The sequence below is a fragment of the Candidatus Phyllobacterium onerii genome (assembly GCF_028331445.1).
Lineage (GTDB): Bacteria > Pseudomonadota > Alphaproteobacteria > Rhizobiales > Rhizobiaceae > Phyllobacterium > Phyllobacterium onerii.
The window spans coordinates 36901-63152 of the sequence record NZ_JAQMHX010000008.1; the positions used below are offsets into that span (position 1 = coordinate 36901).

Sequence of the window (26252 nt, forward strand, 5' to 3'; positions counted from 1 at the left end):
CCATGTCCAATTCAACACCAATGGCGAACACCGGAAAAACCTGGATTGGCCAGCCGATCGATCGTGTCGATGGCGCGCTGAAGGTGACGGGGGAAGCCGTCTACGCTTATGAGCATAGGGCAGATGATCCGGTTACTTATGGTTATATTCTTGGGGCCGGCATCGCGCGCGGACGCATCTCTGCGATCGATACTGCGCAGGCCGAGGCAATGCCGGGTGTCCTCTGTGTGATGACGCATAAGAACGCACCGGCACAACCTGCATTTGGTCCGGCTGTCACGCCCGCGGTGCGTGAAGTCTTTGCCCGTCCGCGACCCGTCCTCTCGACAGATCGCGTTCGCTACTATGACGAGCCTGTTGCCTTGGTCGTGGCAGAAACGTTTGAGGCGGCACGAGGTGCTGCCGGACTTATTGCGATCGAATACGAAGACGAGCGCGGTGCGTATGATCTCAGCAGGCACCTTGCGGATGCCTATGCGCCGCAGCGCACCAATGCCGGTTTTCAAACGGATTCACTTGTCGGCGACTTTGAGGCAGCGTTTGCTGATAGCGACGTCAAGGTCGATGCAATCTATACGACACCCTATGAACATCACAATCCGATGGAACCGCACGCCACACTCGCAGCCTGGTCTGGCGATGAAGTGACAATTTACACGAGTGCCCAGACCCTTGCGAATTTCCAGGCCGGTATTGCCAATACGTTGCAAATCCCGCCTGACAAAGTGCATCTCGTCAGTCGCTTTATCGGAGGCGGATTTGGCTCGAAATTGATCGTGCATGCCGATACCATTCTTGCCGCGCTCGCCGCTAGGGAACTCCAACGCCCGGTCAAGATTGCGCTGACGCGGCAACAGATGTTTGCAAATGCGGGTCACCGCGCAAAAATGATCCAGTCGGTCCGGCTGAGCGCCGACCGTGATGGCAAGCTGACCGGCATCGCCCATGATGTCTGTTCGGCGACCTCCCGGTTCGAAGAATTCTGCGAACAGACGGCCGTGTTTGCGCGATCCCTCTATGCGGCTCCAAATCGGATCACGAGGCATCGTTTGGTTGGTCTGGACACAAACCGCGGCGAGTGGATGCGGTCGCCGGGCGAAGCGCCAGGCATGCTCGCATTTGAATGTGCCATGGACGAGTTGGCTGATCAGATCGGTATTGATCCGATCGAATTGCGTATCCTCAATGAGCCTGAGGTAGATCCAGAGCGGAACGTTCCGTTTTCCACACGCAACCTCGTCGCCTGTATGCAAGAGGGCGCGCGTCGCTTTGGATGGGAGCAAAGACAGGCGGGGCCGGGTACGGTTCGGGACGGACGCAAGCTGATCGGCCTTGGCATGGCGGCTGCGATCCGGCCCAACTACCTTGGCGCATCGGCGGCCCGGATAGGCATCGACGGGAACGGACGGGTGAAAGTTGAGCTCGATATGACCGATATCGGCACGGGCACCTACACCATTCTGGCACAGATCGCTGCCACCAGCCTCGGTCTTCCCCTTTCTGCAATTGACGTCCAACTCGGCGACAGCCATTTTCCGCGTACTGCGGGATCCGGCGGGTCGTGGGGAGCGGCAAGTGCGGGCTCCGCCGTCCACAATGCTTGTGAAGCGTTGAAGCAAAAAATAGCAAAGGTTGCAAAAGAGGTGCCGGGATCACCGTTTTATGGTTCGAATCTCGATCGAACCGAGTTCGCGAACGGAGAAATCAGAATAGGAGATCGTTCGGCGAATCTTGCGACCCTCATCAAACGTGTGGCGCCGCAAGGACTGGACGCTCAAGGGGCCGTAGAGGCAGCCGGTGAGAACTACCGAAACTATTCCCAGCACGCCTATGGCGCACATTTCGTCGAGATAGAAGTCGATCTGGATACAGCCGAGATGCGGGTCAGCCGTATGCTCAGTGTCATTGGTGCAGGTCGCATCCTCAATCCCAAAACCGCGCGCTCGCAAATTATCGGAGGCATGGTTTGGGGGATCGGTGCTGCGCTCATGGAAGAGAGTGTTCTTGACCCGAGATACGGTCACTTCGTCAATCACGATCTCGCCGAGTACCATGTTCCGGTAAATGCGGATGTCCCGGACCTTGATGTCTTTTTTCTGGAGGAGCCCGATAACAATGCAAATGTCTTTGGAAGCAAGGGAATAGGAGAATTGGGCGTTTGCGGCGCAGGCGCTGCTGTTGCCAACGCGGTCTTCAATGCGACCGGAGTGCGCGTTCGCGAGTTTCCGATCACCTTGGACAAAATATTGCCCGGCATGCCAGTTGAGACATCCAGAGCAAACAGGAGTTGACCATGCGAGAGGTTGATGGTGTTCCTGAATATGTCCACGACCGAATTGAGAGGACGAACAATCTCGGGCTTAAATATTTGGTCAGTGTCGGGCTTTGCGCCGTCCTCATTGCAACGATACAAGGAGGTTATGGCAATTCCGATTTGTTTGCAGAATCGGTGTCAGCTTCACGTCACGCGGTCACCGAAACATCATCACAACTAACGGACGCCACGATGTGCAGCACCGAGAATCACGAACGACATCCGCTGAAGTATGAAATCGATGCATAAAGCCTAGAGCGGATCAACACATCTCTTAAGTATGCCAGTCGGAAGTTTGCGAGGACAGCACGTCGGTGCCCGCGTCAACACCCAGGTCGTCGAGAGAATAGGCCCTGATGTAGTCGATCTTCATTTCAGAACCATCCCCCAGGCCGTCCGTTGGCGTGCCTGCTATACCGCCGACGGCGAGGTTGACGAGCATGTACATCGGGTCATGCATGTCCGACGGGGTATCCGCATGCGCGACGGCAACATCGTCAAAATACCAGACAACCTCATCTTCCTGCCATAACACGCCGTAGCTGTGAAATCCGTCGGTATCGCCGACGTGGACGGCGGTTGTCTCCGAGGTCTGCTGTCCAGTCTCGTTCGAATGGACGGTGACGTTGACTGTGTTCGGATTCTGTCCGGTCATTTCCACGACGTCGAGTTCAGGCGGCCAGGAACCGTCTTCGGGAAGCAGCCAGAAAGCAGGCCATGCACCTGCATCGTCCGGCATGTCGGCGCGAATTTCGAAATAGCCGTAGGTCTGGGCAAAGGAGGGATGAGTCGTTAGCATGCCAGATGTATAGTCGTAATCTTCGACTTCGGATTTGATCGCGTCCGGCGTCTGTTCCGCGGTGATAGTCAAGACACCATCGTTTACGGAAAATGGATTGACCGTGGCTGTAGGCTGGTAGGCAGGGTTGACATACCATTGAAGCTCACCATTGCCTGACAAGGTTCCTCCCTTTTCGGGCGCCCACCAATATTTAGCCTCCCATGTACCGATATCGCCGTCATGAAGCTGGAGCGAATTGAAATCGTCGGAAAAGGTCCGGGTCAAAGTGGAGCGGTCAAGGCTCAGTTCGAACTGGTCAGCCCGGAGTTCGTCTGCGGTCGTATCGGTAAAGACCAGACTTTCGCCTGTTCCGAGAGAGAGCCTGAGATCGGTCCCTTCCTGGGTAAGATTACTGCGAACTTGCTCGAAAGAGGCCAGCCCGTAACCATCCAGGCGCACCACATCGTCGGAGCCGAAATCGGTGAGGAGATCGCTCCCGTTGCCCCTCGTTATGATGAAAGTATCGGCACCACCGGCGCCGGTCAGAACGTCGTTTCCCTCGCCGCCATCGATGGTTTGACTGCCGGAACCACCTGTAATGATGTTATCGGCATTGTTGCCAAAGGCGTAACGCCCATCGCCTGTGACGGTCAGGTTTTCGAAATTTTCCCGCAGGGTGGAACTCATCCATGTATTTACGGTATCAACGCCTTGATCCGCTGCCTCATAGACGCGATTGATGCTTGAATAGCGATAGTAGATGTCGTTGCCCATCCCGCCGCGCATGGTGACTTCGACGGCGGTGTCTCCCCACAGGGAATCATTGCCATTCGTCCCCTGAAGTTCGGTACCGGATCCGGGTGCGGAAAACCATGCCGTCGAGCTCCCGCTATAATACAACGGTACACCCACGGCGTTCAGGACAGTTCTGCTCATCGAATTCTCTCCAACTTGCGTATCCGACCTCCTCATCGGATGCGGACTGTCCTCCCACGACGAAACGTAACATTCAGATTTCTAACGGTCCACCGCCTTGCAAAGGAATAATATTCTAAAACGCCATCGCCATAGTCTCTGTTAGAAAGTCATAAGTTGGCTAATCAACCCTGAGAACCTAACCTTTCGATAAGCTCCCCAAGGTCCTTCATAACGCCGGCAGTGCAGTCGACCAGCGGCGCGCGGACTGGCCCGGCAGAACGACCGACGATCGTTGCACCCGCCTTGACGATACCTACCGCATAGCCGGCAACACGGTTGCGAATGGCGATATAAGGCAGGAAGAATTCGTTCAAAAGCCTTGCCGTCGTGTCGTGGTCATTTTCGGAGACGGCTCTGTAAAAGGTGAGGGCGGTACGAGGAATGAAGTTAAACACGGCCGACGAGTAGACAGCGACGCCCATCGCCTTATAGGCCTCCGCATACACTTCTGCCGTTGGTAAACCACCAAGGTAAGCGAAGCGATCGCCGAGCCGGCGGCGAATTGAAACCATATTCTCGATTTCACCAACGCCGTCCTTGAACCCGATCAGGTTCGGACATCTATCGGCGAGGCGCTCCAGTGCATCTGCGTTCAGCTTGCAGACATTGCGATTGTAAACGATAACGCCAAGGCTCGTTGCAGCGCAGACAGCTTCGACGTGACGGCAGATTCCTTCAACGCTTGTCTCCGTGAGATAGTGGGGGAGCAGAAGCAGACCGGCAGCACCATTCTTCTCGGCATTGCGCGCCATCTCCGCGGCAATACGCGTCCCATAGGCGGCTGCCGCCAGGATCGGCACCTCCCTGCCGCAAGCCCCTACTGCGGTGCGCACGACATTCTCATGCTCGGCTGGTGTCAGTGAGAAACCTTCGCCAGTGCCCCCGCCGACAAACAGCGCCGACGCGCCGTAGGGAGCAAGCCACTCCAGGCGTTTTGCATAATTCACCGGGGCGAAATCGCCGTTCTCGTTGAAATCTGTCACCGGGAAAGACAGGAGACCGGAGCTTATCGTTTGCTTGAGTGTCTGCGGATGCATGGGAGCCTCGTATGAAATCGGAATTCACCCACGACTAGCATCATGTATGTCATCATACAACTCAATTAATCATGGCACTGAATTTCTATGCCAGATATGCGGCAAACGAGAGTTTAGTCCGAGTTGTTGTTTGCCTGCGGCGTGTTGTTTCGCAAGCGATCACGGCTGCTCCCGAGATGAAGGCGCATGGCAGCCCGGGCACCTTCGACATCCTGCATTTTTATGGATTGGTAAATCTGGTTGTGCTCGCGGTTAACTCGCTCCAGATATTCACGCTGCGGAAGGCCGCCGATCTTGTGGGTCTGCAAGCGTGTCCTGGGAATCAACACTTCACCCAAGTAGTTGAACATGCTGAGAAAATGGCGGTTCTTTGTCGCGGCTGCGATCGCGCGGTGAAACTCGAGATCTGCTTGAATAGAGTTTTCTCCCCGTTCGATCGCTTCATTCATCATGTCCAGTGCGTGCTTGATTCTGGCAAGTTCGCTCTCGTCCCGCCGCACCGCCGCGAGCGCTGCAGCTTCAAGTTCAATGCTGATTCGCAACTCCATGACACTGAGGATTTCTTCGACGATTTCGAGATTGTCCTCCTCGATTCGGAAGGGAGCTGAGGGGATATCTTTTAGAACAAAGGCGCCAATACCCTGTTGCGTGTGGACCAAGCCTTTTGCTTTCAGATTGGCAATTGCCTCTCGTACGACAGTGCGGCTTACATTGAACTCGCCGATCATATCCTGTTCCGTTGGCAGCCGCTCGCCCCGCTTGTATTGCCCCGACGTTATACGGTCTGCAACAGCCTTAACCAGTTGACCTGTAAGCGTTTCTCGTTTGCCAATGCTCGACATGATATCCTTTCGCATCGAATTCAGATCGCCGTAAGCCAGCGGTTAAGCGTAGAATGAACAGTAGGATATCATATATTTTGTTGCGGAAAACCGTTATTCCCAGGAATCGATTTTTGATTGTTTCCTATTGAATCGGATGATTTCTGCTTTGAGTTTGGGGTCTCGATCAAATTTGCCCTTGCTTGCAACGAGGATCAATACTACGATGTCATACAACATAAGAATAAATCGGCTCGTAGGGAGGAAATCTATGACGCATTTTCGTGCTTTTCTAGCGGGGACGACAGCCATCGTTGCTGCCATGACAATGAATGTGGCCGAGGCAAAGACACCGCAGGACCAGCTGGTCATCGGCATGAATATGGTGAATCTCACCAGCCTTGATCCGCACAACGTCAATTCCTACGAATCCTATCATGTTATCGCCAATCTCTATGACACGCTTGTTCGCACCGATCCGCAGACGCCTGGCAAGGTTCTGCCCATGCTGGCAAAATCCTGGAACGTATTGCCGGACGGCACGATCGAATTCACATTAGATGACAGGGCGACTTTCCAGAGCGGTCGCAAGATCACAGCTGCAGACGTTGCTTATTCCTTACAGCGTGCTGTCAAGCTTGGCCTGCTCGCCAAGGCCTACTATGCAAATTGGGGCTATACGGCGGACAATGTAGACCAGAAATTCCATGCGAAAGACGACAATACCTTCGTCATGGAAGTTGCTACCCCCGTTGCGCCGTCACTCAAGCTTAACGCACTCACCCGCGCTTATGGTGTCGTTCTCGACAAGGAAGTTCTCGCCAAGCACGAGAAAGATGGCGATATGGGCAGAGGCTGGCTCGCATCGAATGCTGCTGGGTCCGGTCCGTTCACCCTCAATCGTTGGAACCCCAATGACATTGTCGTGCTCAATCGCGTCGACGACTACTGGGGCGGCGAACCGAAGATGAAACGCGTACTTGTGCGCCATCTTCCGGAATCGCAGACAGAGCGTCTTCAGCTGGAGAAGGGCGATCTCGATGTCGGCTTCCAGCTCGTCTCTGCCGACATCGATGGCCTCGCCAAAAATCCAGACATCGTCATTGACCGGCTTGTCGGGTCCGGTTTTTACTACATGATCATGAGCACGAAAGATCCGGAATTTGCCAAGCCGGAAGTACGCAAAGCATTGCGCTACTGCATCAATTACAAGGACATCAACGATGTCGTGATGAAGAATTACGGCAAGAGCGCAACCACATTCATTCCGTCCGACATTCCCGGCTACATCCCGGACATTGGCAACCAATATGATCCGGAAAAGTGCAAACAGGATCTGGCCGCTGCCGGTTATCCTGAGGGTTTCAACAAACAGCTGCTCTCGCTCAACTCGACGCCCTATGCAGACCTCGCAACGGCCATTCAGCAAAATCTCGCTGTTGCCGGCGTCAAAGTCGACATCCAGACCGGCAACGGCGATCAGACTTATGGACCCATGCGTGACCGCAAATTCGAACTTGGTGTAGGCCGCACGGCTTCTTCCGCACAGACCGACGCGGACGGCTGGATCCGCACCCACGCCTATAATCCCGATAACACTGATGGCGCCAATCTCGCCAATCTGCAAGCATGGCGCGCATCGTTCCAGTTGCCTGAGGTCAACAAACTGATCGACGAAGCCGCGGCCATCACCGACAATGAAGAAAAACGTGTCGAACTTTACAAGCAGGCGTTGAAGCTGTTTGAAGAGTCCGGCCCACCCGTGATCCCGATTTCGCAGCGTGTCGATCCCTATGCTAAAAGCGCCCGGCTGAAAAATTATGTCGGTGATATCGGCTGGATGACCCGCTGGGATCAGGTCGAGAAGCAGGACTAGAAAAGCAAAGTCAGGTCACCAGCGCATGGTCAATCAGGTTGAAACGGTGGCCCGGACACCAAGGCGGCGTTCGGGTCTGCGAAAATATCGCCGTTTCGGCGGCTCTCTGCTCAGTGTCCTGACGACACTTTTCCTGCTGGTGCTCCTGACCTTCGTTATCGGGCGACTGATGCCAGTCGATCCAGTTATTGCCGTCGTCGGTCCCGATGCCGACCGCGCCACCTATCTCAAGGTCAAGCAGGAGCTCGGCCTTGACCTGCCGGTGCTGCAGCAGTTCTGGATATTCTTCAAGAATCTACTTCACGGTGATTTCGGCACCACGTTGTTGACCGGTCGTCCGGTGATGGAAGATATTGCCCGTGTCTTGCCGGCGACGGTGGAGCTTGCAACGGTAACGATCATTCTCGGCGCAGGCATCGGAATTCCCCTCGGCGTCTATGCGGCCGTCAATCGCGGGCGTTTCGCCGATCATGCGGTGCGGCTCATCGCGCTGCTCGGTCATTCAACCCCTATCTTCTGGATAGGCATGGTCGGCCTGATGTTGTTCTATGCCAAGCTCGGCTGGGTTGGCGGATCTGGTCGGATCGATCTCTTTTACGAGGACATTGTCCCGAACGTCACCGGTTTCCTGCTGATCGATGCACTGCTTGCCTGGGACACGGATGTTTTCTGGAGTGCAGTATCGCACATTATCCTGCCGGCGTCGGTGCTGGCCTATGCCTCGATCGCCTATATCAGCCGGATCACCCGCAGCTTCATGCTGGAACAGCTAAGCCAGGAATATGTGATCACAGCACGCGCCAAGGGCGTGCCCCGAAACAGCGTCATCTGGCATCATGCCTTCAAGAATATTCGCGTTCAGCTGGTTACGGTCGTTGCGCTGTCCTATGGCGGCATGCTGGAAGGCGCAGTGCTGATCGAGACGGTGTTCGGCTGGCCGGGCTTCGGCCAGTACCTGACTAACGCTCTGGTGATTGGCGATATGAATGTGGTGGTTGCCTGCACGCTCATCATCGGCTGTGTCTTTATCGCGCTTAACGTGATCTCGGACCTGCTCTACAAGTTTTTCGACCCGAGGATTCAATGAACAGCGATAGCAAGCGGCTGACAGCCTGGCTTACCACGCAAGAGCCGACGAGTGCTACTCACGCGGCATTCCAGAATGTTTGGCATGTCTGGAGCCGGTTTGCTTCCAATCCGCTCGGTATCGCCGGTCTTGTGATTATCCTGGTGCTGGTTTTCGTCGCGATCTTCGTGCCATGGCTTGCTCCATATTCGCCCTTCGAGCAGAACCTGCGCGAAACTTTGCTCGCGCCAAATGCCCAGCACCTCTTCGGCACCGACGAACTTGGCCGGGATATCCTGAGCCGCATCCTGTGGGGTAGCCGTATCACGCTCTCCATCGTCTTGATCGTCAGTGTCATCGTTGCGCCAATCGGCCTCATCGTCGGCTGTCTCGCCGGTTATTTTGGCGGGTGGCTCGATACAATCCTGATGCGCGTTACGGAATTGTTCCTGTCCTTTCCGAGCCTTATTCTGGCGTTGGCTTTCGTGGCGGCGCTTGGCCCGAGCTTGAACAACGCCATCATCGCGATTGCCCTGACGCAGTGGCCGCCCATAGCCCGTCTGGCGCGAGCCGAATCTCTGAGCCTGCGTGGCAGGGATCATATTTCTGCGGTCCGGCTCATGGGCGCGTCTAGCCTGCGCATCGTGCTCGGCCACATCGCGCCCCTGTGCATTCCGTCGGTGATCGTGCGCATCACTCTCAACATGGCGGGCATCATCCTGACGGCAGCCGGTCTCGGTTTCCTCGGTCTTGGCGCACAGCCGCCAAGCCCGGAATGGGGTGCGATGGTTTCCACCGGACGGCGGTTCATGCTGGACAGCTGGTGGGTAGGTACGATGCCCGGCCTTTCGATTCTTGTCGTCAGCCTGGCTTTCAATCTGGTTGGCGACGCATTGCGCGATGCGCTTGATCCGAGGCAGGAATGAACGAGATGGACAACCCTTTACTTTCTGTCCGCGATCTCCGGATCAGCTTCCACGGCGCTTCGGGCATTTTTGATGCAGTACGTGGTGTGTCTTTCGACCTTGGGCGGGAGAAACTCGGCATCGTCGGCGAATCCGGCTCGGGCAAGAGCATGACCGGCCGCGCCATCATGCGTCTGTCTCCGCCGGCAGCACTTGTCAAAGCCGAGCGCTTACAGCTCGGCGAAATCGATCTTCTCCTAGCATCGGAGAAGACCATGAACAGCATTCGTGGCCGCCGGATCGGGCTGATCATGCAGGACCCGAAATATTCGCTCAATCCCGTCGTCACCGTTGGCGAGCAGGTCGCAGAGGCCTATCGCATCCATACGCGCTCTTCGTCATTGGAGGCGCGTCAGAAGGCTGTTGCAATGCTTGGTGCCGTGCAGATGCGCGATCCAGAGCGTGTCTACCGCATGTATCCGCATGAGATGTCCGGGGGCATGGGACAACGCATCATGATTGCCATGATGCTGGTTTCAGAACCGGAAATCCTCATCGCTGACGAAGCAACGTCGGCTCTGGACGTGACGGTGCGTCTTGAAATTCTCAGCCTCCTCAATGATCTCGTGCTGAAACGCGGGCTCGGACTGATTTTCATCAGCCACGATCTCAATCTTGTCCGCCGCTTCTGTGACCGCGTGCTGATTATGTACCAAGGAAGGGTGGTCGAAGCCTTGAAGGCGAATGAACTGGACGAGGCCACACATCCCTATACGAGAGGCTTGCTCGGTGCGATGCCACGCATCCATGCGCCGCGCAAACGATTGCCGGTCCTGAAGCGTGACGCAGCATGGTAGGTATTATGAGGAGTACACCGCCGATCATCGAAGTAGAGAACCTTTCCGTCACGTTCGGTGAAGGTGCCGACGAAAGGCGGGCCGTCGATGGTGTCAGCTTCTCGGTCGATCGCGGCGAGACCTTTGGCCTCGTCGGCGAATCCGGTTCGGGCAAGTCGACAATCCTGCGGGCGATTACAGGTCTCGTAGGAAATGAAGCCACTGTCCTGTGCGTTGCCGGTGAAGATATACGCAACAAGCGTGGCAAAAACTTTTACCGCAAGGTGCAGATGGTTTTTCAGGATCCCTATGAAGCCCTGCACCCGCGACACACGGTTTGGCGCCATTTGATGGAACCCGCACGCATCCAGAATATTCCCGATGCGGAGGCTCGGGGTAATGCTGCGCTCGATTCCGTTGGACTTCCCCGAGCACTGCTGTGGCGCTACCCGCACCAGCTCTCGGGTGGTCAGCGGCAGCGCGTGGCGATCGCCCGGGCGCTGATGTCCGAGCCGGACATATTGCTGCTTGATGAGCCCACGTCTGCACTCGATGTTTCGGTGCAGGCCGAAATTCTCAATCTTCTGTCTGACCTGCAGGACGAGCGAGGCCTGACCTACGTCATGGTCAGCCATGATCTCGGAGTCGTCGCCCATATGTGTAAGCGCACCGCTGTTATGCAGGCCGGGGTGATCGTCGAGACGCTGGATGTTGATGCGCTCGTTAATGGCGGCGCGAGAGAAAATTACACGAAACAATTGATCGCAGCGAGCGAAGCATACGGAGAAGATCCGCGCGACATCGTTCAACCGCGAGCTTCCAGCAAATAACAGGAGTTGGACATGTTTCTAGGCACTCAATTTCGAGCGCGCGACGATGATGACTATCGCGTGATGGCACAACTGGGGATCGAGCATGTTTGCGCCGACCCCGCTGGCAATCCGCACGATTGGTCGTTGGACATTCTGGAGAAGCATCGCGACCACCTGGCAGGTTTCGGACTATCTCTGGACATGATCCAGCTGCCCTTGAGTTCACGTGTCATTGAACACCAATACAGCCCTGACATTCTATCTGCGGGCCCGGAACGTGACCGCCAGATCGATTCCATCTGCCGTCTGATCGAGCGCGCCGCTACGGCTGGCATTCCTGCCATGAAATACAATCTCAACATTATCGGTATCCCGCGCACGGAACTCGAAACGGGCAGGGGGGGATCACGCAACGATGCCTTCCGCTGGGACAAGGCTGATCACGAAGCGCTGCCAACGATCGCCGGGGTCGTTGATGAAGACGAGAATTGGGAGCGGATCGACTACTTTCTCGAGCGTGTCATCCCGGTGGCGGAAGCGAACAAGGTAAGGCTCGCCTGTCATCCACACGACCCCTATACGCCACCCGGCTATCGCGGTGTGACACGTGTTCTCGGCACAGTCGAGGGTCTGAAGAAATTCGTGCTCCTGCGCGAAAACCCCTATCACGGCCTGAACTTTTGTCAGGGAACAGTCGGTGAAATGCTCGACAACCCAGCCGAGGAGATCTTCGATGTCATCCGCTGGTTCGGAGAGCGTGGCAAATTGTTCAACGTGCATTTCCGCAATATTCGTGGCGGCAAGCTTTCCTTTATGGAGACATTTCCGGAGGAGGGCGACATGGACATGTGGCGCTCGCTGAAAACCTATGAGGAGGTCGGCTATCGATATATGATTATGCCGGATCACGTGCCGCAAATCTCCGGACGCGATCCGCAGAACACCGCTTTCGCCTTCAGTTATGGATACATTGTCGCGTTGCTACAGGTAATGAAAAGCGAGGCGAATTAGCAATGTCCGCGAAGATGATCCGCAGGTTTGAGAATGGTAACAAGCCCATTCTCGATGGTGGCGAGCCGACAAAGCTCATTCATTTCAATCTGGTAAAACTTGCCGCAGGGGAGGCGCACAGCTACCGTCTGCCCGACTTTGAAACGGCAATCGTTCCGCTCTCCGGCATGTGTCACGTTTCTGTCGATGACCTATCCTTCGACAAGGTCGGTGGACGCGTGAGCGTTTGGGCTGGACAACCAGATTCCATCTATGCTGGTCCGGATGCGGCCGTTACGATCACAGCGCTCGAGCGTTGTGAAATCGCAATTGCCGGAGGCTTTTGGGACGCGCCGATGGGTCCGTTTCGCATCACGCCGGAAGAAGTCGATATGGTTGACGTTGGTTCCAATGAAACGAAATCACGCCGGCGCATCTTCCATATCCTCGGCAACAGGCAGGCAGATCGCGTTGGACGTCTGCTCGTCAGCGAACTTTATGCCGATGAAGGTTGCTGGTCCGGCTACCCGCCGCACAAGCATGATACGGATCAAGCGGGCGAAACCGCACATGAGGAATTATATCATTGGCGGTTCGATCCGCCAACCGGCTTTGGTACACAATTATGGTATGAAGAGGGATGTGAGCCCCATGCTCACGCAACGCGCAATGGTGACACCTTCGCGTTCTCAACCGGATATCATCCCACCGCGACGTCGCCCGGCCATGCATCTTATATTTTCACCATTCTCGTCGGCAAAACGCAGCGTTCGCTTGTACAGAATTTCGAAGAAGTGCATCGTCCCTTGATGGCGAAAATACCGGGGATCGACGCCATGCGGGCGAAATTCCGATGACAATTGCGACTCCCCATGATCAGCTCAAAGGCCGATCGATCCAATCTATCGAAACATGAACTCCAGAACGGTGTGTTGCTCGTCCGTCGCGACCTCTGTAGTCGCTAATGAGCGCCGGCTCCTCCTGCGCCCTTGGGTTTTTCGGCGAACAACAAAGCGATTGCTGCAATAGCAAGCAGTATGCCAATGACGGCAAAGGTATCACCGAATCCAAGGATAAGTGCCTGGCGTTTGACGAGCCGGCCAAGCGTGACGACGGCCTGCTGGGCGGCGAGGGTGTGATCGGAAACGCCATGGGCGATGAAATAGCCGGTCAGCTGGTCGAGGCGCTGGTGAACCTCATCGCGCGCCAGCGTGACAGATTGGCCGATGATGTTCGAGTGGAACTGTTCGCGCTTGGTCAGAACTGTTCCAAGCGTTGCCGTGCCGACCGCACCGCCGAGATTGCGCAGCATGTTCGTCAAACCCGATGCGGCAGCAGCGTCGGCGGCGGCGATGCCGGCCGTCGTGATTGCGGTGATCGGCGTCAATACGAGCGCTTGTCCGATCGCACGCACGATGTTCGGGATCCAGAACTGATCGCCGGCATTGTCGGGTGAAAGCATGACGTTCATGAAACAGCTGGCGGCAAAGATGCTGATGCCAAGGAAGCCGATATAGCGGGCGTCAAAACGCTTCATCAGCATCGGGACTAGCGGGATCAGGAGCAATTGCGGCAGGCCGGTCCAAGCCAATACATTGCCGATCTGCTCGGCATTGTAGCGCTGCACCTGTCCCAGATATTGCGGCAAGATGTAGACGGTACCGAACAACGCAACACCAACGAGGACATTGACCACGACGCCAATAGCGAAGTTCCGCTGCTTCAAAAGACTGAGCTTGACCAAGGGCTTTTCGACGGTTAGCTCGATCCAGATGAAGGTTGCGAGGAAGACGACGGCGACGGCGCTGAGCTTCAGGATGAACGGCGATGAGAACCAATCGTCCTTGTTGCCTTCTTCAAGCACGGTCTGAAGAGCCGAGAGTCCGACTGCCATGGTGAATATGCCGGCCCAGTCGCCCTCTTTGAGGAGATGGAGTTGCATAGGCGTCTTATCCAGCGTTGCGGCTAGTGCTACGGCCATGACGGCGCTTGGGACGGCATTGATGAAGAAGATCGTCTGCCATCCATAGTTCTCGGTAAGATAGCCGCCGATCGTAGGGCCGATCGCCGGAGCGAACGTAACGGAGAGGGCGAAGAGGGCGAGGCCGGCCGGCTGTTGTGATTTTGGCAGCTTCGTCAAGACCATGGTGAAGGCCATGGGGATCAGAACGCCGCCGGCAAAGCCCTGCAGGCCACGCATGACAATCATCGAACCGAGATCGTGGGTGAAGGCACAGGCTATGGAGAACAGCGGGAAAAGGATCGTATTCACCAGTATGTAGCGGCGAAATGAGAACACGCTGCTGAAATAGGCGGTGAGGGGGATAACGACGATTTCACCAATGAGGTAGGATGTCGAGATCCAGGCGCCGTTGTCTACGCCGGTGCCGATGCCGCCTTCAATATCGAGCAGCGACGCATTGGTGATCTGGATGTTGAGGATTGCCATGAACGCGCCGATCATGCCGGCGAGAACGGCAATCCATTCCTTCGTGCTGGCGCGTGGTTGTGGCACCGACGCGACATTGAACGTGGTTGCAGACATGACACGGTGCTCCTTTACCCGGCCGTCAATGGCTCTGGCGCTGGACAGCGTCGGCGTTGGTGTCGATGCTCGGTTGGACGGACATGCCGGGACGCAAGTCGCCAGCAGACACGCTATCGGCATCAAGGATTATCTTCACAGGAATACGCTGGACGACCTTGGTGAAGTTGCCCGTCGCGTTGTCGGGCGGCAGCAGGGCAAATTCCTGGCCGCTCGCGGGAGCAAGGCTGTCAACATGGCCATGATAGACCCGGTCTGGAAACATATCGACGTCGATATCGACCGGTTGGCCGGCATGAACGTCCGTAAGCTGCGTCTCTTTATAATTGGCAATCACGTAAACCGAAGCGGTTGGCACGACCGTCATCAGCTGTGTTCCCGCCTGAACGTACTGGCCGACGCGCAGCGTGCGGTTGCCGACAACGCCATCAACGGGCGCCATGATTGTCGCATAGGACAGGTTGAGTTCAGCCTGGTGCTGGACCGCGAGATCGTGCTCCAGAGCCGCATTTGCCTGCGCAAGCTCGGCCTTCAATAAATCGACCTGCTTTGTTGCGGCGGCCAGCGCAGCGTTGTCGCGCACAACGGTGGCTTTTGCCGCAGCGATTTGGGAGGCAGCCTGCTGGGCATTCTGGATGTTGCCATAGCCACTGGTAGCGAGAGTTGCATAACGCTTGTTGTTTTGTTCGGCAAAAATCGCATTGGCCTGGTCGACATCGACTGTGGCACGCGCTGCCGCGATCGTGGATTCCTGGATCACGAGGGAGGCCTGCTTGGCTTCAATCGTTGCCTCTGCGGCCGCGACATCACCCTTCGCCTGCTCGAGCGCCGTCTTGAAGTCCCGATCGTCGATGCGGGCGAGGGGCTGCCCTGACTTCACCGTTTCATTGTCCTTGACGAGGACTTCGGCGATGTATCCCGAGATTTTTGGCGCGACCGAACTATTGTCCGCCTTTACATAGGCGTCGTCTGTCTCCACGTGGAAACGACCTACCGTCCAGTAATCGTGGCCATAATAGGCACCGGCTGCAAGCGAGATGATCGCGGCTGTACCGAAAAGCAAGCGACGTCCACGCTTCCGGACCGGCTTCTCATCGGAGGCCGACGGCCGGGGCGCTTCCGCGATGCGGACAGGCGAACCCGCTTCCGCTGTGGGGACAATTTCAACGGGTTGAACAACGTTGTTGTTTAAGGCTTGCAGCTTGCTCATTGTGGTCTCCGAATTTCCGGGTCGCCGTCACTTGGGCTGCGGCCTTCAATTGATAACTTCATTTACGAAACTTGACGTTTTCCAAAATACGCCGTATAAACGAACTGTCAATAATTATTTTGGAAAATTGATATGGTCGTAATTCACAAGATCGAGAAACGCCCGCGGGGCCGACCACAAGTTCGCTGCGACGATGATACGAAAAGCGTTATCGTCGAAGCCGCCAATGCGCAGTTTCACGAAAGCGGTTATGCCGCGGCGAGCATCAGCACCATTGCCCGGAATGCCGGCGTTTCAACCAAAACCCTGTATCGGCTGTTTCCCACCAAGGCAGACCTGTTCGCCTGCATGGTATCCGTTCGAATTGGCCGCTTTCTGCTGGCAGTCGATCCTGCCGGGCATGCCAACGATGACTTAGGGGTCGGCCTTGAACACGTGCTGACGGCCTATGGCATGCTTACGCTCTCCGACGACACGATTGGGATCATGCGCCTCGTCATTGGCGAATCCGATAGATTCCCGGAACTTGCAGCATCGTTCTATGAACGAGCAATAGTAAGGACCAATGCGTTGATGGAGGCGTGGCTTCGCGAACAGGTCGAGCTTGGACGTATCAAGCTAGACGATCCGCATGCTGCAAGCGGCATGTTGCGGGGAATGATGGCCATGGAACCGCAGCGTGCAGCCATGTTGCGGCAAATGCCAGCGCCGAACGTCGAAGAGATTGTAGCTCGAGCGAAAATGTGCGCCAATTTGTTTCTGAAGGGATGCGCAATTTAGTGGATTTTTCAAGGGGTGAGCCAACCTGCAGAGAGCGCATACTAGCTCGTTGGGAACGTAATCGCGCACCGTAGATCACGAGGCTTATCGCAAATAGGCATTGAGGGAGTGAATGGATTGATGAGGACTACGAGGCGCGCTAGACTATTGCTAAGCCACACCTGATCGCCTGCTTTGACAGAAGTTTCGCGCGTAGTCGGACCGAAGTGCGACAGATCACAACACATGTATCCTGCTGATGTAACCCGTCGGAGGTAAAATGGGACTATCCTGGCAACAAGGTCCGCTCTCACCGGGATCGAACGGACGATTTCTCGTGTCGGAACCGCTCCCTGAACGTTTATTATACGCTGAACCGTTGCGCAGACGCATGCGGGTGCGTTTCGGAGGTGCCTGGATAGCTGACAGTGAAGACGTCGTCGTGTTGTTCGAACCCGGGCGTTATCCAGTCGCCTATTTCCGGGAGGCCGACATTTCGCCGGATGCCTTGGAGCGGACCGAACACACCACCCGGCATCGCGACCTGGGGGCTACCGCCTGGTATACCGTCAAGGGAGGCGGGCAGGGCGCCCAGCGAGGAGCGTGGCAGCACATCGATCTGGCTGATCACGCGAAGATGCTGCAAGGACGAGTGGCCTTTGCATGGCGAGCTATGGATGCCTTCTACGAGGAAGATGAACGCATCGTCGGCCATGCAGCCGACAGCTATCATCGTATCGAGATCCGCCAGGCGTCGCGTAACCTGGTGGTCCGCCATGGCGACCGCGTCATAGCCGATACCGCTCGGCCGCTTGTCCTTTTCGAGTCAGGTTTCGCGCCGCGCTGGTACGTCGATCGCGCCGATGTGGATCAGTCCGCGTTGACTTCTGTCGAACTCCAGACATTCTGCCCCTACAAGGGGCTGTGCAGCTACTACGATATCGGCGATGTCACAAAGGCAGCATGGTCGTATCGGGAGGCCTATACGGAAGTCAGCCGAATTTCGGGCTTTGTGTCGTTTGAGCCGGATATTGTCTCGGTCCAGCTTGACGGCACAACGCTCCACCTCGAACCGGGTCAGTCGGTCATTCCACACGGCCCCGACCGTGATCTCACCGTCGATGAGGCGCTCCCTCCTCAGCCATGAGAGAGTGGTCCAAAACCGCAGTCCAAAGGAGTGGAGCATAGTGGCGCGACTCCTGTCGGTGAATGTTGGCCTGCCGCGCGACATCGAGTGGAGGGGCCGGGTTGTCCATACAGGAATCTGGAAGAATTCCGTGGCTGGCCGCTGCCGGGTCCGCCGACTGAACATCGATGGAGACGGTCAAGGCGATCTCGGCGGGCATGGGGGAGAGCAGCGCGCAGTCTTCGTCTATCAAATTGAATCATATCGCTATTGGCAGGAACAACTGAAGAGAACCGACTTTGTTCATGGGCAGTTCGGTGAGAACTTTACGGTCGAAGGCTTGCCGGACGATGCTGTGTGCATTGGCGACCGCTACCAGATCGGCGGTGCGGTGTTTGAGGTCACGCAGCCCCGGGTCACCTGCTATCGTGTCGGTATTCGCATGAACGAACCCAGGATGCCGGCGTTGCTGACGGCGAGCGGCCGACCCGGCTTCTATTTCCGCGTTTTGCAAGAGGGCCTGGTGGAAGCGGGAGACGAAATAGCGAAGGTGGGCGAGGCAGAAGTACGGATGACGGTTGAGGAGATCAACGGTCTCCTCTACCTGCCCGATCATTCCCGCGAAAAGCTGACAAGCGCACTGGAGATCCGAGCGCTTTCGCCGGGATGGCGTTTTTCGTTCGAGGCGTTGCTGGCGAACAAGTCCGCACCCGGCGGGGGTGGCAATGCAGGGTTGATCCCGGCGGCGGCCGCTCGTCCGATTGCGCCGGGATTTCGGTCGCTCGTGGTGACAACGATCGATCGCGAGTCGGAGGATGTGCTTTCGCTGACGATGAAAAGCCAGGATGGCCAGCCGCTACTGGAAGCCCAGCCCGGTCAGTACATAGTCCTGCGCCTTCATCGGCCAGACGACGACCCACCGCTTTTTCGCAGCTATTCGCTTTCCGGGCCCGGTTCGACCGAGCGCTACAGGATCAGCGTTAAGATAGAGCCCCATGGCGCTGCTGGCACCTACCTGCACGAGAAGGTCCGAGCAGGCGACATTCTTGAGGTGAGCTCGCCACGCGGAAGCTTCGTCCTGCAGTCCGGAGACAGTCCGATCGTCCTGTTGAGTGCGGGTATTGGAGTAACGCCTGTTCTGGCGATGCTGCATGCGCTCACTGTTTCCGGATCCACCCGAAAGGTCCTGTGGCTTCATGGCGCGCGCGATCGGCAACACCACGCGTTCGCCAGCGAGATTCGCCGGCTCATCCCGACGCTCGGCCATGGCCAAAGCGTCGTCTGCTACAGCAAACCGGCGTCGAATGACAAAATCGGTGAGGATTTTGACATCAGGGGTCACCTGTCACAACACATCCTTGCAGAGGCCGGCGTCACATCGGATGCGGATGTCTATCTGTGCGGGCCGACTCAATTCATGGTGGAGATGCGGAAGGTCCTCGCAGCCATGGGCCTCCCCTCGGATCACATCCATTTCGAAATCTTCGCGGGAAGTGAGTCACTGACCCCTGGCGTCGTAGGAGCAGCACCGCGGCCTCCGCATATGCCGAAAGGCGATGCCGCTACAGGTCCGTTGATATCGTTCGCGCGCAGTGGCATCGCCGCCCACTGGGACGCCGCCACCTACCAAAGCATTCTGGAACTAGCCGAGGCCTGTGATGTACCCGTGCGATGGTCCTGCCGGACCGGCGTCTGCCACAACTGCGAGAGCGGACTGATCTCCGGCTCCGTCACCTACGACCCTGATCCGCTTGATCGACCCGCCGAAGGCAATCTTCTGATCTGCTGCTCCCGGCCACAGAAAGACGTGGTGATCGACATTTGAGGGGACTTCCCGACGTTCCTCGGTAGGTGGGGCAACTCCCAGCCATTAGCGGCTAACGCCACGCAATACGAGTGAGGGGAGTTTCCTTATGCTACAACGATAAAAATCGCTCGGTGAGCCGGGCCCACATGGCGGCACCCGTGGTCAGGCTGTCGTCGTTGAAGTCGTATTTCGAGCTGTGCAGGATCGGCGAGTTCTCGCCATTGCCGAGGCGCAGGAAGCAGCCTGGCTTGTGTTCCAGGAAATAGGCGAAATCCTCGCTGCCCGGGATCATGGGGCACACGCCCACCTTGTCGTCGCCCACCAGTTCCTTGAGGACATCGGTGGCAAAGGCAGTTTCCTTCTCCGAGTTGATGACGACGGGGTACCCGCGCTGATAGTCGATCGAAACGCTGGCGCCATGCGCTTCGGCGATCGACGTCGCGATGCCACGTACGCGCCGTTCGAGCATGTCACGGACCTCCGGCGAGAAGGACCGAATGCTGGCTACGATCTCGGCCGTTTCGGGAATCACATTCGACGCCGTGCCGCCATGGATGGTTCCGACCGTCACGACCGCGGTCTCGATAGGATTTACGTTCCGGGATACGACCGTCTGCAGCGCCATGACCATGTTGGCCGCGACGACGATCGGGTCGACTGTCAAATGCGGGCGGGAGGCATGACCGCCCTTTCCGATAATGGTGATCGTCGCAGTGTCGGACGCGGCCATCAACGGACCCGGCCGCATCAGGAAGGTGCCGGCAGGTGCGCCGGGATGATTATGCAAGCCGAAGATCGCGTCGCAGGGGAACCGCTCGAAAAGCCCGTCTTCGATCATCGCCTGGGCGCCGCTGCCCTTTCCGGCTTCCTCGGCAGGCTGGAAGATCAGATTGACCGTACCATTGAAATGGCGGGTGCGCGCCAGATATTCGGCTGCGCCGAGCAACATTGTCGTGTGGCCGTCATGGCCGCATGCATGCATCTTTCCAGCGGTCGTGCTGGCATAAGGCAGGCCCGTCGCTTCCATAATGGGGAGGGCATCCATGTCCGCGCGAATGGCGATGCTGCGTCCGCCTGCGCCCTGCCGGAGCCGACCGACGACGCCAAGACCTCCGACATTGCGGATCACCTCGTAACCCCAGCGTTCCAGGCGATCCGCGACGTAGGCGGCCGTTTCACGCTCCTCGAACGAGAGTTCCGGATGTGCGTGGAGATGCCTGCGCGTCTCGATGAGCTCGGCGGTCCGATCGTCGAAATCTGCAATGCGAGCGAACTCGTTTGAAGTTTGTGGCATGAGACTGTCTTCCGTGTTTTGTTCGGCCACCGGTCAGATGAAGCGGCTGAGGAAACTTCTGGTGCGGGGATGGGATGGATTGGTAAGGACCGCGGCCGGCGGACCCTCTTCGACGACGACGCCTCCGTCCATGAACACGACGCGGTCCGCCGCTTCCTTGGCGAAACCTATCTCATGGGTGACCACGATCATGGTCAAACCTTCCTTGGCAAGGTCGCGCATGGTGGCCAGCACCTCGCCCACCAATTCCGGATCGAGGGCGGATGTTGGCTCGTCGAACAGCATCAGCCTTGGTCGGATTGCCAGCGCGCGGGCGATCGCCACGCGCTGCTGCTGCCCGCCCGACAATTGGCGCGGATAGGCGTCCATCTTTTCCGCCAGCCCGACGCGGTTGAGGAGTTCCTTGGCGTAGCGGACGGCCTCATTCCGGTTCTGGCCGTGGACGCCGATAGGCGCTTCGATAACGTTCTGCAGCGCCGTCATGTGCGGGTAGAGATTGAACTGCTGGAACACCATGCCGATCTTGCTGCGCTGCACGGCGATGTCGCGATTGGAAAGCTTGATCAACCGGTCGTCCCTGAGCCGATAGCCGATCTGTTCCCCATCGACTTCGATGAAGCCCTGGTCGATCGCCTCGAGGTGGTTGATACAGCGTAGGAAGGTGGATTTTCCCGAACCTGACGGACCAAGGATCACAACCACTTCCCCGGGCGCGACGTCGAGGTCGATGCCCTTGAGGACTTCCAGCGGGCCGAACGCCTTGTGAACGTTGCGGGCCCGCACGAGGCTTGTTTCAGACATGCTCATGGGCCGCTCCTACCATAGGCGTGGCGTTTTCTTTTGTCCTGTCCGCAGGCATCGAGCCACGATCGCCACGATTGTAATAGCGTTCGATGGCGCCCTGTCCGACATTGAGGATCGACGTGATGAACAAATACCAGAGCACGGCGACAAGCAGCATCGGGATGATTTCGAATGTCCGGTTGTAGATCGACTGAACCGAGTAGAGGAGATCGGCCATGGCGATGACGCTGACAAGCGAGGTCGCCTTGATCATGCTGATCAGCTGGTTGCCGGTCGGCGGCACGATGGACTTCATCGCCTGCGGAATGATGATGCGCCACAAAGCGCGCGCCCTGTTCATGCCGAAGGCTTCCGCCGTCTCGGCCTGACCCTTGTCCACCGACAGCAGGCCGCCGCGAATGATCTCGGCCATATAGGCGGCCTCGTTCAGGGCCAGCCCGACAATGGCTGCGGTCAATGGCGTAATGAGGTCGTTCGTATCCCAACTCGCGATTCCGATGGAAATGCGTGGAAACAGCGTCGACATGTTGTACCAGAAGATAAGCTGCACGAGCAGCGGTGTTCCGCGGAAGAACCAGATGAACAGGCTGGCCAGATATGACGCCAGCCTGTCGTTCGACATGCGTGCGATAGCGAGAATGAGTCCAAGCACCACGCCGATGATCATCGCGACGACCGTCAGGCCGAGTGTCACCCACAGGCCCTGCATGACCGTCGGGTCGAACAGATACTGGGCTACGACCGGCCAGCCGAAATTCGGATTGATCGCTACGATGTAGGCGAATCCGAGAGCGACTGCCAGGGTGAAGATCCAAAGGGCCAGGCGTGTTATGGGGAACGGCACGTGCGCAAGTTTGACGTCGCGCAGCCCGTCGTCGGGTTGGATCGATGCGGAACTGGACATCGTCCTCTACTGCCCCTGGTTGATGCCGGGAGTGTCGATCAAATTTCTGTCGAGGCCCCACTTCTTCATGATCTGGGCGTAAGTGCCGTTCTTGATCAGGATCTTGAATGAGTCGAGCAGCACGCCGCCCAGAGGTGAGTCTTTCTTCACGACGGCGCCCTGATAAATGTCCTTGAACCCGTTGGCCTGGCCGACGGCGGCCAACTCGAGCTGACCGTTGGCCTGCTGAACGAAGTAGGTCAGCGGTGCCTGTGAGGAGAAGAACCCGTCGGAGCGTTTCGACCGAACTGCCAGGATCGAGCTCGGCTGGTCGGTAAAGGACTGAACCTCCACCGCCGGGTTACCCGCCGCCACGCATTTTTCCGATTGTTCCTTGATGACTTTTTCCGCAGAGCCGCCGGCCATCACTGCGATACGCTTGCCGCAAGACGCATCGAGCGACGTGATGCCCTTCGGGTTGCCCTTTTCCACGGCGAAGACGACATATTCGCGGGCCCAGTCGATGAAGTCATTGGCCTTCTGGCGGTCGGGATAGTCGCCCACCGGGCCCATGGCGAACTGGTAGCGGCCGGAATTGATGCCGCTGAGCAGGGCCGGAAGGCCGGCTACGGATGCATGGTCGATGGTGATCCCGAGCAATTCGCCGATGGCGATCGAGATATCGTTGGTCGCGCCGGTCAGTTCGGTTCCGGTAACGATTTCATAGGGAGGGAAGGAGCCATTATTGACGGCGACCATCTTGCCCGCGTCGCGGATGTCCTGTGGCAGGCGCGCGCGCAACTCTTCATTTTGAGTCTGTTTCTGAATGTCCTGAGCCCATGCAGTAGTTGCGGCCAGAGCCGCAACCAGTGAGGCGAGAATGCGGATCGATTTCTTCACGGTACACTCCTCTGTGAAATTGATTCAGGTGGCGTTTGCGCGGCGCGTGGCTTCGAACGGAAAAAGCGAATGCGGCGTGAGGTCTGACTGGAGGATGCCCTGTTCGCGCAATTCGATAACGAAATCCTCGATCATTCTCAAATTCGCGTCCAGTCCGCTATCGTTCCACGTCGGCGGCAAGTCACGCGCCGAGCGCAGCAGCTCGTCGAACATCCATGGCGTCGTCTCGGCATATTTGCGTCGCTTCGAGGTCCAGAGCCGCTGACTTTCGTCGACAAGGCGGGTTAATTCGTCGGCTAGCCATGGATGATCATGGACCAGCTTTGTCTTGACCGCAATTATGTGCATGCCGGGCACATATCCGACTTCATCGAAATAGGCCTTCTCGGCGGCTGCAAAATCCGGCAACAACTGGCGAAGCCCCGCTCCGTTCTCGAAATAGCCGTCGGGCATGAAGGGAGTGAAGATCGCATCGAGCTCGCCCTTTGCCAACAGTTCCAGCATGGGACGTTCACCGGGAGCCGCCTCGATCCTGCCGGGTTGGCCAAAGCCGTCGAGCCGATCGACAATAGGGTGGTTAGCCGTCAGGCGACCGGCGAACCAGAACGCGTCTTCGATACCGACGCCTTCCCTGCGCAGGGCAGCCCGCGTCCAGGTATTGCCGGAGTCGCGCCAGCCGGTAACGCCGATCCGCTTCCCGGCCAGATCGGACAGCCGGGTCATAGGGCTCTCTTCGGTGGTGATAATGCACCTGTGGCGGAAGCCGCGCATGATAAAGCAAGGAATGCCGACGATGGTTTCCGCGCCCTCGGCCATGGCGGAGGTATAGCGGCTGAAGGAAACTTCCGCGGCGTCATAGGTCTCGCTCGAAGCAAGATCGGGGATCAATGTTCCGACGCGATCTACCTGTAGTTCGATCCGGTCCGACGGGACGTCGCCGAAAATCAGTGGAGTCAGATAGTCCCAATCGCGGGTGGCAATTTTTATGGGAACGCGCATGGATTTCCTCATTCCGGCGGTTTGACTAGACCTCCGTAAATGTTTATGTTCATGCAATCAAATGTTATTATGACATTAAACATTTAAAGTTCAGATGATGACGGATCAATTCGACGCCCAATGGTTTGCTCATCGTCTCGGCGATCGGACCTCGCGCGGCATCGCGCTTGAAACGGGCGCGATGATCCGCTCGGGACTTCTGCCGGTCGGAACCAAACTGCCGTCCGTACGCGATCTCGCCTTCACGCTGGGTATAAGTCCGGCGACGGTTTCCATCGCCTGGGCCGATCTGCGCCGCCACAAGATCATTGGGGGGAGAGGTAGGAACGGCGCCTGGGTGATGGGCGACAGATTTGCGCCTCGTCCGACGCGCCTTGTGAACATAGGCAACTACGTGCCGGACACCTTGGAACTCGCGACGGCGTCACCGGATAGGTCTTTGCTTCCGCCGCTGGAAGCTGCGCTGGTGCATGGAGCGAAAGCCGAAGCGCTCAACAGCTACGAAAGGGTTCGTATCCTGCCCGAGTTGGAAGAGGTGGTTCGCCCATCCTGGCCCTATGATCCTGGTGCATTCCTGGCAACCAATGGAGGGTATAACGCCGTATACACCTTGCTGCATGCACTGGTGCCTGCAGGTTCGCCGGTTGCAATAGAAGACCCGACGGCAATGCGGCTTCTGGATATCCTGGAGGATCTCGACGTTCCGATCATCCCGGTTGCATGCGACGGGCACGGACCGCTTCCGGACGCGCTCAGGGAAGCGTTGAAGGAAAAACCGGTGGCGTTTCTTTTCCAGCCCAGGGTGCATTCCGTCACCGGCTCCTCCATGACGGCGGAAAGGCTTGAAGCGCTGGGCGACGTGCTCAAGGAGTCCGAAACGCTCATCATAGAAGACGATGGTGTCGGCGATATTTCAGAGGCGGCCCGGCAGTCATTGGGTCGGCGTTTTCCGGACCGTGTCATCCATATCCTTTCCTATTCGAAAACGCTCGGGCCCGATCTGAGGTTGGCTGTGTTGTCGAGTTCAGCGCGTATAGTCGAACAGATTCAATCGTATCGAAGCTTCAGCGCAGGCTGGACGAGCAGGATTTTGCAGGCAGCAGCATCCTGGCTTCTTCAAGACCCATCGACGGATGAAATCATCCGTCGGGCCAGGACGATATATCGGGAGCGCCGGCAAGTATTTGCCTCGGAATTGCTCCGGCGTGACATAAGAATTGCTACTGGAGACGGGTTGAGCGTGCTCGTCCCAGTCATGTCGGAGAACTTTGCCTTGATAACCCTGGCGTCCCGCGGCATCGCCGTTCATCCAGGCTCAAAATTCTCCATGAAGCCCATCAATTTCATACGCGTCGCCACCAGTGTCCTTCAATTGCCCGACGTCGAAAGGGTCGCCGCCGCGATCGAGGTTGCGGCCGCTGTACCCAGATGAGCATCCGGGGCGCTTTGCTTCATGCAAAAACGGCCTGAGAGATCAGGCCGCTTTCATGTCTTCAAATGGGGGCCTGC

Annotated in this window: 23 protein-coding genes; 13 read left to right on the forward strand and 10 right to left on the reverse strand. The window is 57.3% G+C overall.

The window, feature by feature from the left end:
* The first annotated feature begins 2 nt into the window (after positions 1–2).
* Together PHA01_RS18530 and PHA01_RS18535 are read left to right on the forward strand one after the other, a co-directional pair.
* Positions 3–2291: a xanthine dehydrogenase family protein molybdopterin-binding subunit gene (locus PHA01_RS18530; protein WP_271897859.1), complete on the forward strand. Its 2289-nt coding sequence runs from the start codon at positions 3–5 to the stop codon at positions 2289–2291.
* 2 nt (positions 2292–2293) lie between these two features.
* Positions 2294–2563 carry a hypothetical protein gene (locus PHA01_RS18535; RefSeq protein WP_271897860.1) on the forward strand — a complete coding sequence of 90 codons (270 nt, stop codon included), beginning with the start codon at positions 2294–2296 and terminating at the stop codon, positions 2561–2563.
* A gap of 25 nt (positions 2564–2588) precedes the next feature.
* Here the strand turns inward: PHA01_RS18535 and eglC are convergent, their stop codons facing one another.
* From eglC to PHA01_RS18550, 3 genes are all read right to left on the reverse strand, one after another.
* On the reverse strand, positions 2589–4031 hold the full coding sequence (gene eglC, locus PHA01_RS18540; protein ID WP_271897861.1) for an endo-1,3-1,4-beta-glycanase EglC: 1443 nt from the start codon (positions 4029–4031) through the stop codon (positions 2589–2591).
* Positions 4032–4195: 164 nt separating this feature from the next.
* The gene (gene kdgD / locus PHA01_RS18545) at positions 4196–5110 is read right to left on the reverse strand and encodes a 5-dehydro-4-deoxyglucarate dehydratase (protein WP_271897862.1); all 915 of its coding nucleotides are present in this window, start codon (positions 5108–5110) and stop codon (positions 4196–4198) included.
* 113 nt (positions 5111–5223) lie between these two features.
* The gene (locus PHA01_RS18550; RefSeq protein WP_334312038.1) at positions 5224–5967 is read right to left on the reverse strand and encodes a FadR/GntR family transcriptional regulator; all 744 of its coding nucleotides are present in this window, start codon (positions 5965–5967) and stop codon (positions 5224–5226) included.
* A 235-nt stretch (positions 5968–6202) separates the two neighbouring features.
* Here PHA01_RS18550 and PHA01_RS18555 point away from each other — a divergent pair, with 235 nt between their 5' ends.
* From PHA01_RS18555 to PHA01_RS18585, 7 genes are read left to right on the forward strand one after another with little or no spacing between them, the layout of a single operon-like run.
* Positions 6203–7807 carry an ABC transporter substrate-binding protein gene (locus PHA01_RS18555; RefSeq protein ID WP_271897864.1) on the forward strand — a complete coding sequence of 535 codons (1605 nt, stop codon included), beginning with the start codon at positions 6203–6205 and terminating at the stop codon, positions 7805–7807.
* A gap of 25 nt (positions 7808–7832) precedes the next feature.
* The gene (locus PHA01_RS18560) at positions 7833–8894 is read left to right on the forward strand and encodes an ABC transporter permease (protein ID WP_271897865.1); all 1062 of its coding nucleotides are present in this window, start codon (positions 7833–7835) and stop codon (positions 8892–8894) included.
* Positions 8891–9799 carry an ABC transporter permease gene (locus PHA01_RS18565; protein ID WP_271897866.1) on the forward strand — a complete coding sequence of 303 codons (909 nt, stop codon included), beginning with the start codon at positions 8891–8893 and terminating at the stop codon, positions 9797–9799. The genes PHA01_RS18560 and PHA01_RS18565 overlap by 4 nt, the downstream gene beginning before the upstream one ends.
* A 5-nt stretch (positions 9800–9804) precedes the next feature.
* Entirely contained in the window at positions 9805–10635 is an 831-nt protein-coding gene (locus tag PHA01_RS18570) for an ABC transporter ATP-binding protein (RefSeq protein WP_271897867.1), read from the forward strand.
* Positions 10636–10640: 5 nt separating this feature from the next.
* Positions 10641–11444 carry an ABC transporter ATP-binding protein gene (locus PHA01_RS18575; protein ID WP_271897868.1) on the forward strand — a complete coding sequence of 268 codons (804 nt, stop codon included), beginning with the start codon at positions 10641–10643 and terminating at the stop codon, positions 11442–11444.
* A gap of 12 nt (positions 11445–11456) precedes the next feature.
* Positions 11457–12437: a mannonate dehydratase gene (locus PHA01_RS18580; protein WP_271897869.1), complete on the forward strand. Its 981-nt coding sequence runs from the start codon at positions 11457–11459 to the stop codon at positions 12435–12437.
* Positions 12438–12439: 2 nt separating this feature from the next.
* Positions 12440–13273, forward strand: coding sequence for a 5-deoxy-glucuronate isomerase (locus tag PHA01_RS18585; RefSeq protein WP_271897870.1), 834 nt, complete (start codon positions 12440–12442; stop codon positions 13271–13273).
* Between the two features lie 104 nt (positions 13274–13377).
* On the opposite strand, the gene PHA01_RS18590 is transcribed toward PHA01_RS18585, so the two are convergent.
* Both PHA01_RS18590 and PHA01_RS18595 read right to left on the reverse strand, forming a co-directional pair.
* A complete protein-coding gene (locus PHA01_RS18590) occupies positions 13378–14961 on the reverse strand; it encodes a DHA2 family efflux MFS transporter permease subunit (protein WP_271897871.1) in 1584 nt (527 codons plus the stop codon).
* 25 nt (positions 14962–14986) lie between these two features.
* Positions 14987–16171, reverse strand: coding sequence for an HlyD family secretion protein (locus PHA01_RS18595; RefSeq protein ID WP_271897872.1), 1185 nt, complete (start codon positions 16169–16171; stop codon positions 14987–14989).
* Positions 16172–16303: 132 nt separating this feature from the next.
* On the opposite strand from PHA01_RS18595, the gene PHA01_RS18600 reads away from it, so the two are divergent.
* The 3 genes from PHA01_RS18600 to PHA01_RS18610 all read left to right on the forward strand — a co-directional run bounded on the left by PHA01_RS18600 (position 16304) and on the right by PHA01_RS18610 (position 19881).
* Positions 16304–16951 carry a TetR/AcrR family transcriptional regulator gene (locus PHA01_RS18600; protein ID WP_271897873.1) on the forward strand — a complete coding sequence of 216 codons (648 nt, stop codon included), beginning with the start codon at positions 16304–16306 and terminating at the stop codon, positions 16949–16951.
* Positions 16952–17267: 316 nt separating this feature from the next.
* The gene (locus tag PHA01_RS18605) at positions 17268–18077 is read left to right on the forward strand and encodes a DUF427 domain-containing protein (protein ID WP_271897874.1); all 810 of its coding nucleotides are present in this window, start codon (positions 17268–17270) and stop codon (positions 18075–18077) included.
* A gap of 40 nt (positions 18078–18117) precedes the next feature.
* A complete protein-coding gene (locus tag PHA01_RS18610) occupies positions 18118–19881 on the forward strand; it encodes an MOSC and FAD-binding oxidoreductase domain-containing protein (RefSeq protein ID WP_271897875.1) in 1764 nt (587 codons plus the stop codon).
* A 91-nt stretch (positions 19882–19972) separates the two neighbouring features.
* On the opposite strand, the gene PHA01_RS18615 is transcribed toward PHA01_RS18610, so the two are convergent.
* From PHA01_RS18615 to PHA01_RS18635, 5 genes are all read right to left on the reverse strand, one after another.
* Positions 19973–21157: a M20 aminoacylase family protein gene (locus tag PHA01_RS18615; RefSeq protein WP_271897876.1), complete on the reverse strand. Its 1185-nt coding sequence runs from the start codon at positions 21155–21157 to the stop codon at positions 19973–19975.
* 33 nt (positions 21158–21190) lie between these two features.
* Positions 21191–21964, reverse strand: a complete 774-nt coding sequence (locus tag PHA01_RS18620) for an amino acid ABC transporter ATP-binding protein (RefSeq protein ID WP_271897877.1) — start codon at positions 21962–21964, stop codon at positions 21191–21193.
* Positions 21951–22865 (reverse strand): amino acid ABC transporter permease, encoded by a 915-nt coding sequence (locus PHA01_RS18625; RefSeq protein ID WP_271897878.1) that lies wholly within the window; start codon positions 22863–22865, stop codon positions 21951–21953. The genes PHA01_RS18620 and PHA01_RS18625 overlap by 14 nt, the downstream gene beginning before the upstream one ends.
* Before the next feature lie 6 nt (positions 22866–22871).
* Complete coding sequence (locus tag PHA01_RS18630) at positions 22872–23702, reverse strand: ABC transporter substrate-binding protein (protein WP_417020989.1); 831 nt, start codon at positions 23700–23702, stop codon at positions 22872–22874.
* 66 nt (positions 23703–23768) lie between these two features.
* Positions 23769–24743 carry a substrate-binding domain-containing protein gene (locus PHA01_RS18635; protein ID WP_271897880.1) on the reverse strand — a complete coding sequence of 325 codons (975 nt, stop codon included), beginning with the start codon at positions 24741–24743 and terminating at the stop codon, positions 23769–23771.
* A gap of 97 nt (positions 24744–24840) precedes the next feature.
* Here PHA01_RS18635 and PHA01_RS18640 point away from each other — a divergent pair, with 97 nt between their 5' ends.
* A complete protein-coding gene (locus PHA01_RS18640) occupies positions 24841–26175 on the forward strand; it encodes an aminotransferase-like domain-containing protein (protein ID WP_271898069.1) in 1335 nt (444 codons plus the stop codon).
* Positions 26176–26252: the final 77 nt, after the last annotated feature.

Excerpts from the sequence above, each read along its gene's own strand:
- PHA01_RS18530 (WP_271897859.1), top strand. The coding sequence starts at position 3 with ATGTCCAATTCAACACCAATGGCGAACACCGGAAAAACCTGGATTGGC.
- PHA01_RS18535 (WP_271897860.1), top strand. The coding sequence starts at position 2,294 with ATGCGAGAGGTTGATGGTGTTCCTGAATATGTCCACGACCGAATTGAG.
- eglC (WP_271897861.1), bottom strand. The coding sequence starts at position 4,031 with ATGAGCAGAACTGTCCTGAACGCCGTGGGTGTACCGTTGTATTATAGC.
- kdgD (WP_271897862.1), bottom strand. The coding sequence starts at position 5,110 with ATGCATCCGCAGACACTCAAGCAAACGATAAGCTCCGGTCTCCTGTCT.
- PHA01_RS18550 (WP_334312038.1), bottom strand. The coding sequence starts at position 5,967 with ATGCGAAAGGATATCATGTCGAGCATTGGCAAACGAGAAACGCTTACA.
- PHA01_RS18555 (WP_271897864.1), top strand. The coding sequence starts at position 6,203 with ATGACGCATTTTCGTGCTTTTCTAGCGGGGACGACAGCCATCGTTGCT.
- PHA01_RS18560 (WP_271897865.1), top strand. The coding sequence starts at position 7,833 with ATGGTCAATCAGGTTGAAACGGTGGCCCGGACACCAAGGCGGCGTTCG.
- PHA01_RS18565 (WP_271897866.1), top strand. The coding sequence starts at position 8,891 with ATGAACAGCGATAGCAAGCGGCTGACAGCCTGGCTTACCACGCAAGAG.
- PHA01_RS18570 (WP_271897867.1), top strand. The coding sequence starts at position 9,805 with ATGGACAACCCTTTACTTTCTGTCCGCGATCTCCGGATCAGCTTCCAC.
- PHA01_RS18575 (WP_271897868.1), top strand. The coding sequence starts at position 10,641 with ATGAGGAGTACACCGCCGATCATCGAAGTAGAGAACCTTTCCGTCACG.
- PHA01_RS18580 (WP_271897869.1), top strand. The coding sequence starts at position 11,457 with ATGTTTCTAGGCACTCAATTTCGAGCGCGCGACGATGATGACTATCGC.
- PHA01_RS18585 (WP_271897870.1), top strand. The coding sequence starts at position 12,440 with ATGTCCGCGAAGATGATCCGCAGGTTTGAGAATGGTAACAAGCCCATT.
- PHA01_RS18590 (WP_271897871.1), bottom strand. The coding sequence starts at position 14,961 with ATGTCTGCAACCACGTTCAATGTCGCGTCGGTGCCACAACCACGCGCC.
- PHA01_RS18595 (WP_271897872.1), bottom strand. The coding sequence starts at position 16,171 with ATGAGCAAGCTGCAAGCCTTAAACAACAACGTTGTTCAACCCGTTGAA.
- PHA01_RS18600 (WP_271897873.1), top strand. The coding sequence starts at position 16,304 with ATGGTCGTAATTCACAAGATCGAGAAACGCCCGCGGGGCCGACCACAA.
- PHA01_RS18615 (WP_271897876.1), bottom strand. The coding sequence starts at position 21,157 with ATGCCACAAACTTCAAACGAGTTCGCTCGCATTGCAGATTTCGACGAT.
- PHA01_RS18620 (WP_271897877.1), bottom strand. The coding sequence starts at position 21,964 with ATGAGCATGTCTGAAACAAGCCTCGTGCGGGCCCGCAACGTTCACAAG.
- PHA01_RS18625 (WP_271897878.1), bottom strand. The coding sequence starts at position 22,865 with ATGTCCAGTTCCGCATCGATCCAACCCGACGACGGGCTGCGCGACGTC.
- PHA01_RS18635 (WP_271897880.1), bottom strand. The coding sequence starts at position 24,743 with ATGCGCGTTCCCATAAAAATTGCCACCCGCGATTGGGACTATCTGACT.
- PHA01_RS18640 (WP_271898069.1), top strand. The coding sequence starts at position 24,841 with ATGACGGATCAATTCGACGCCCAATGGTTTGCTCATCGTCTCGGCGAT.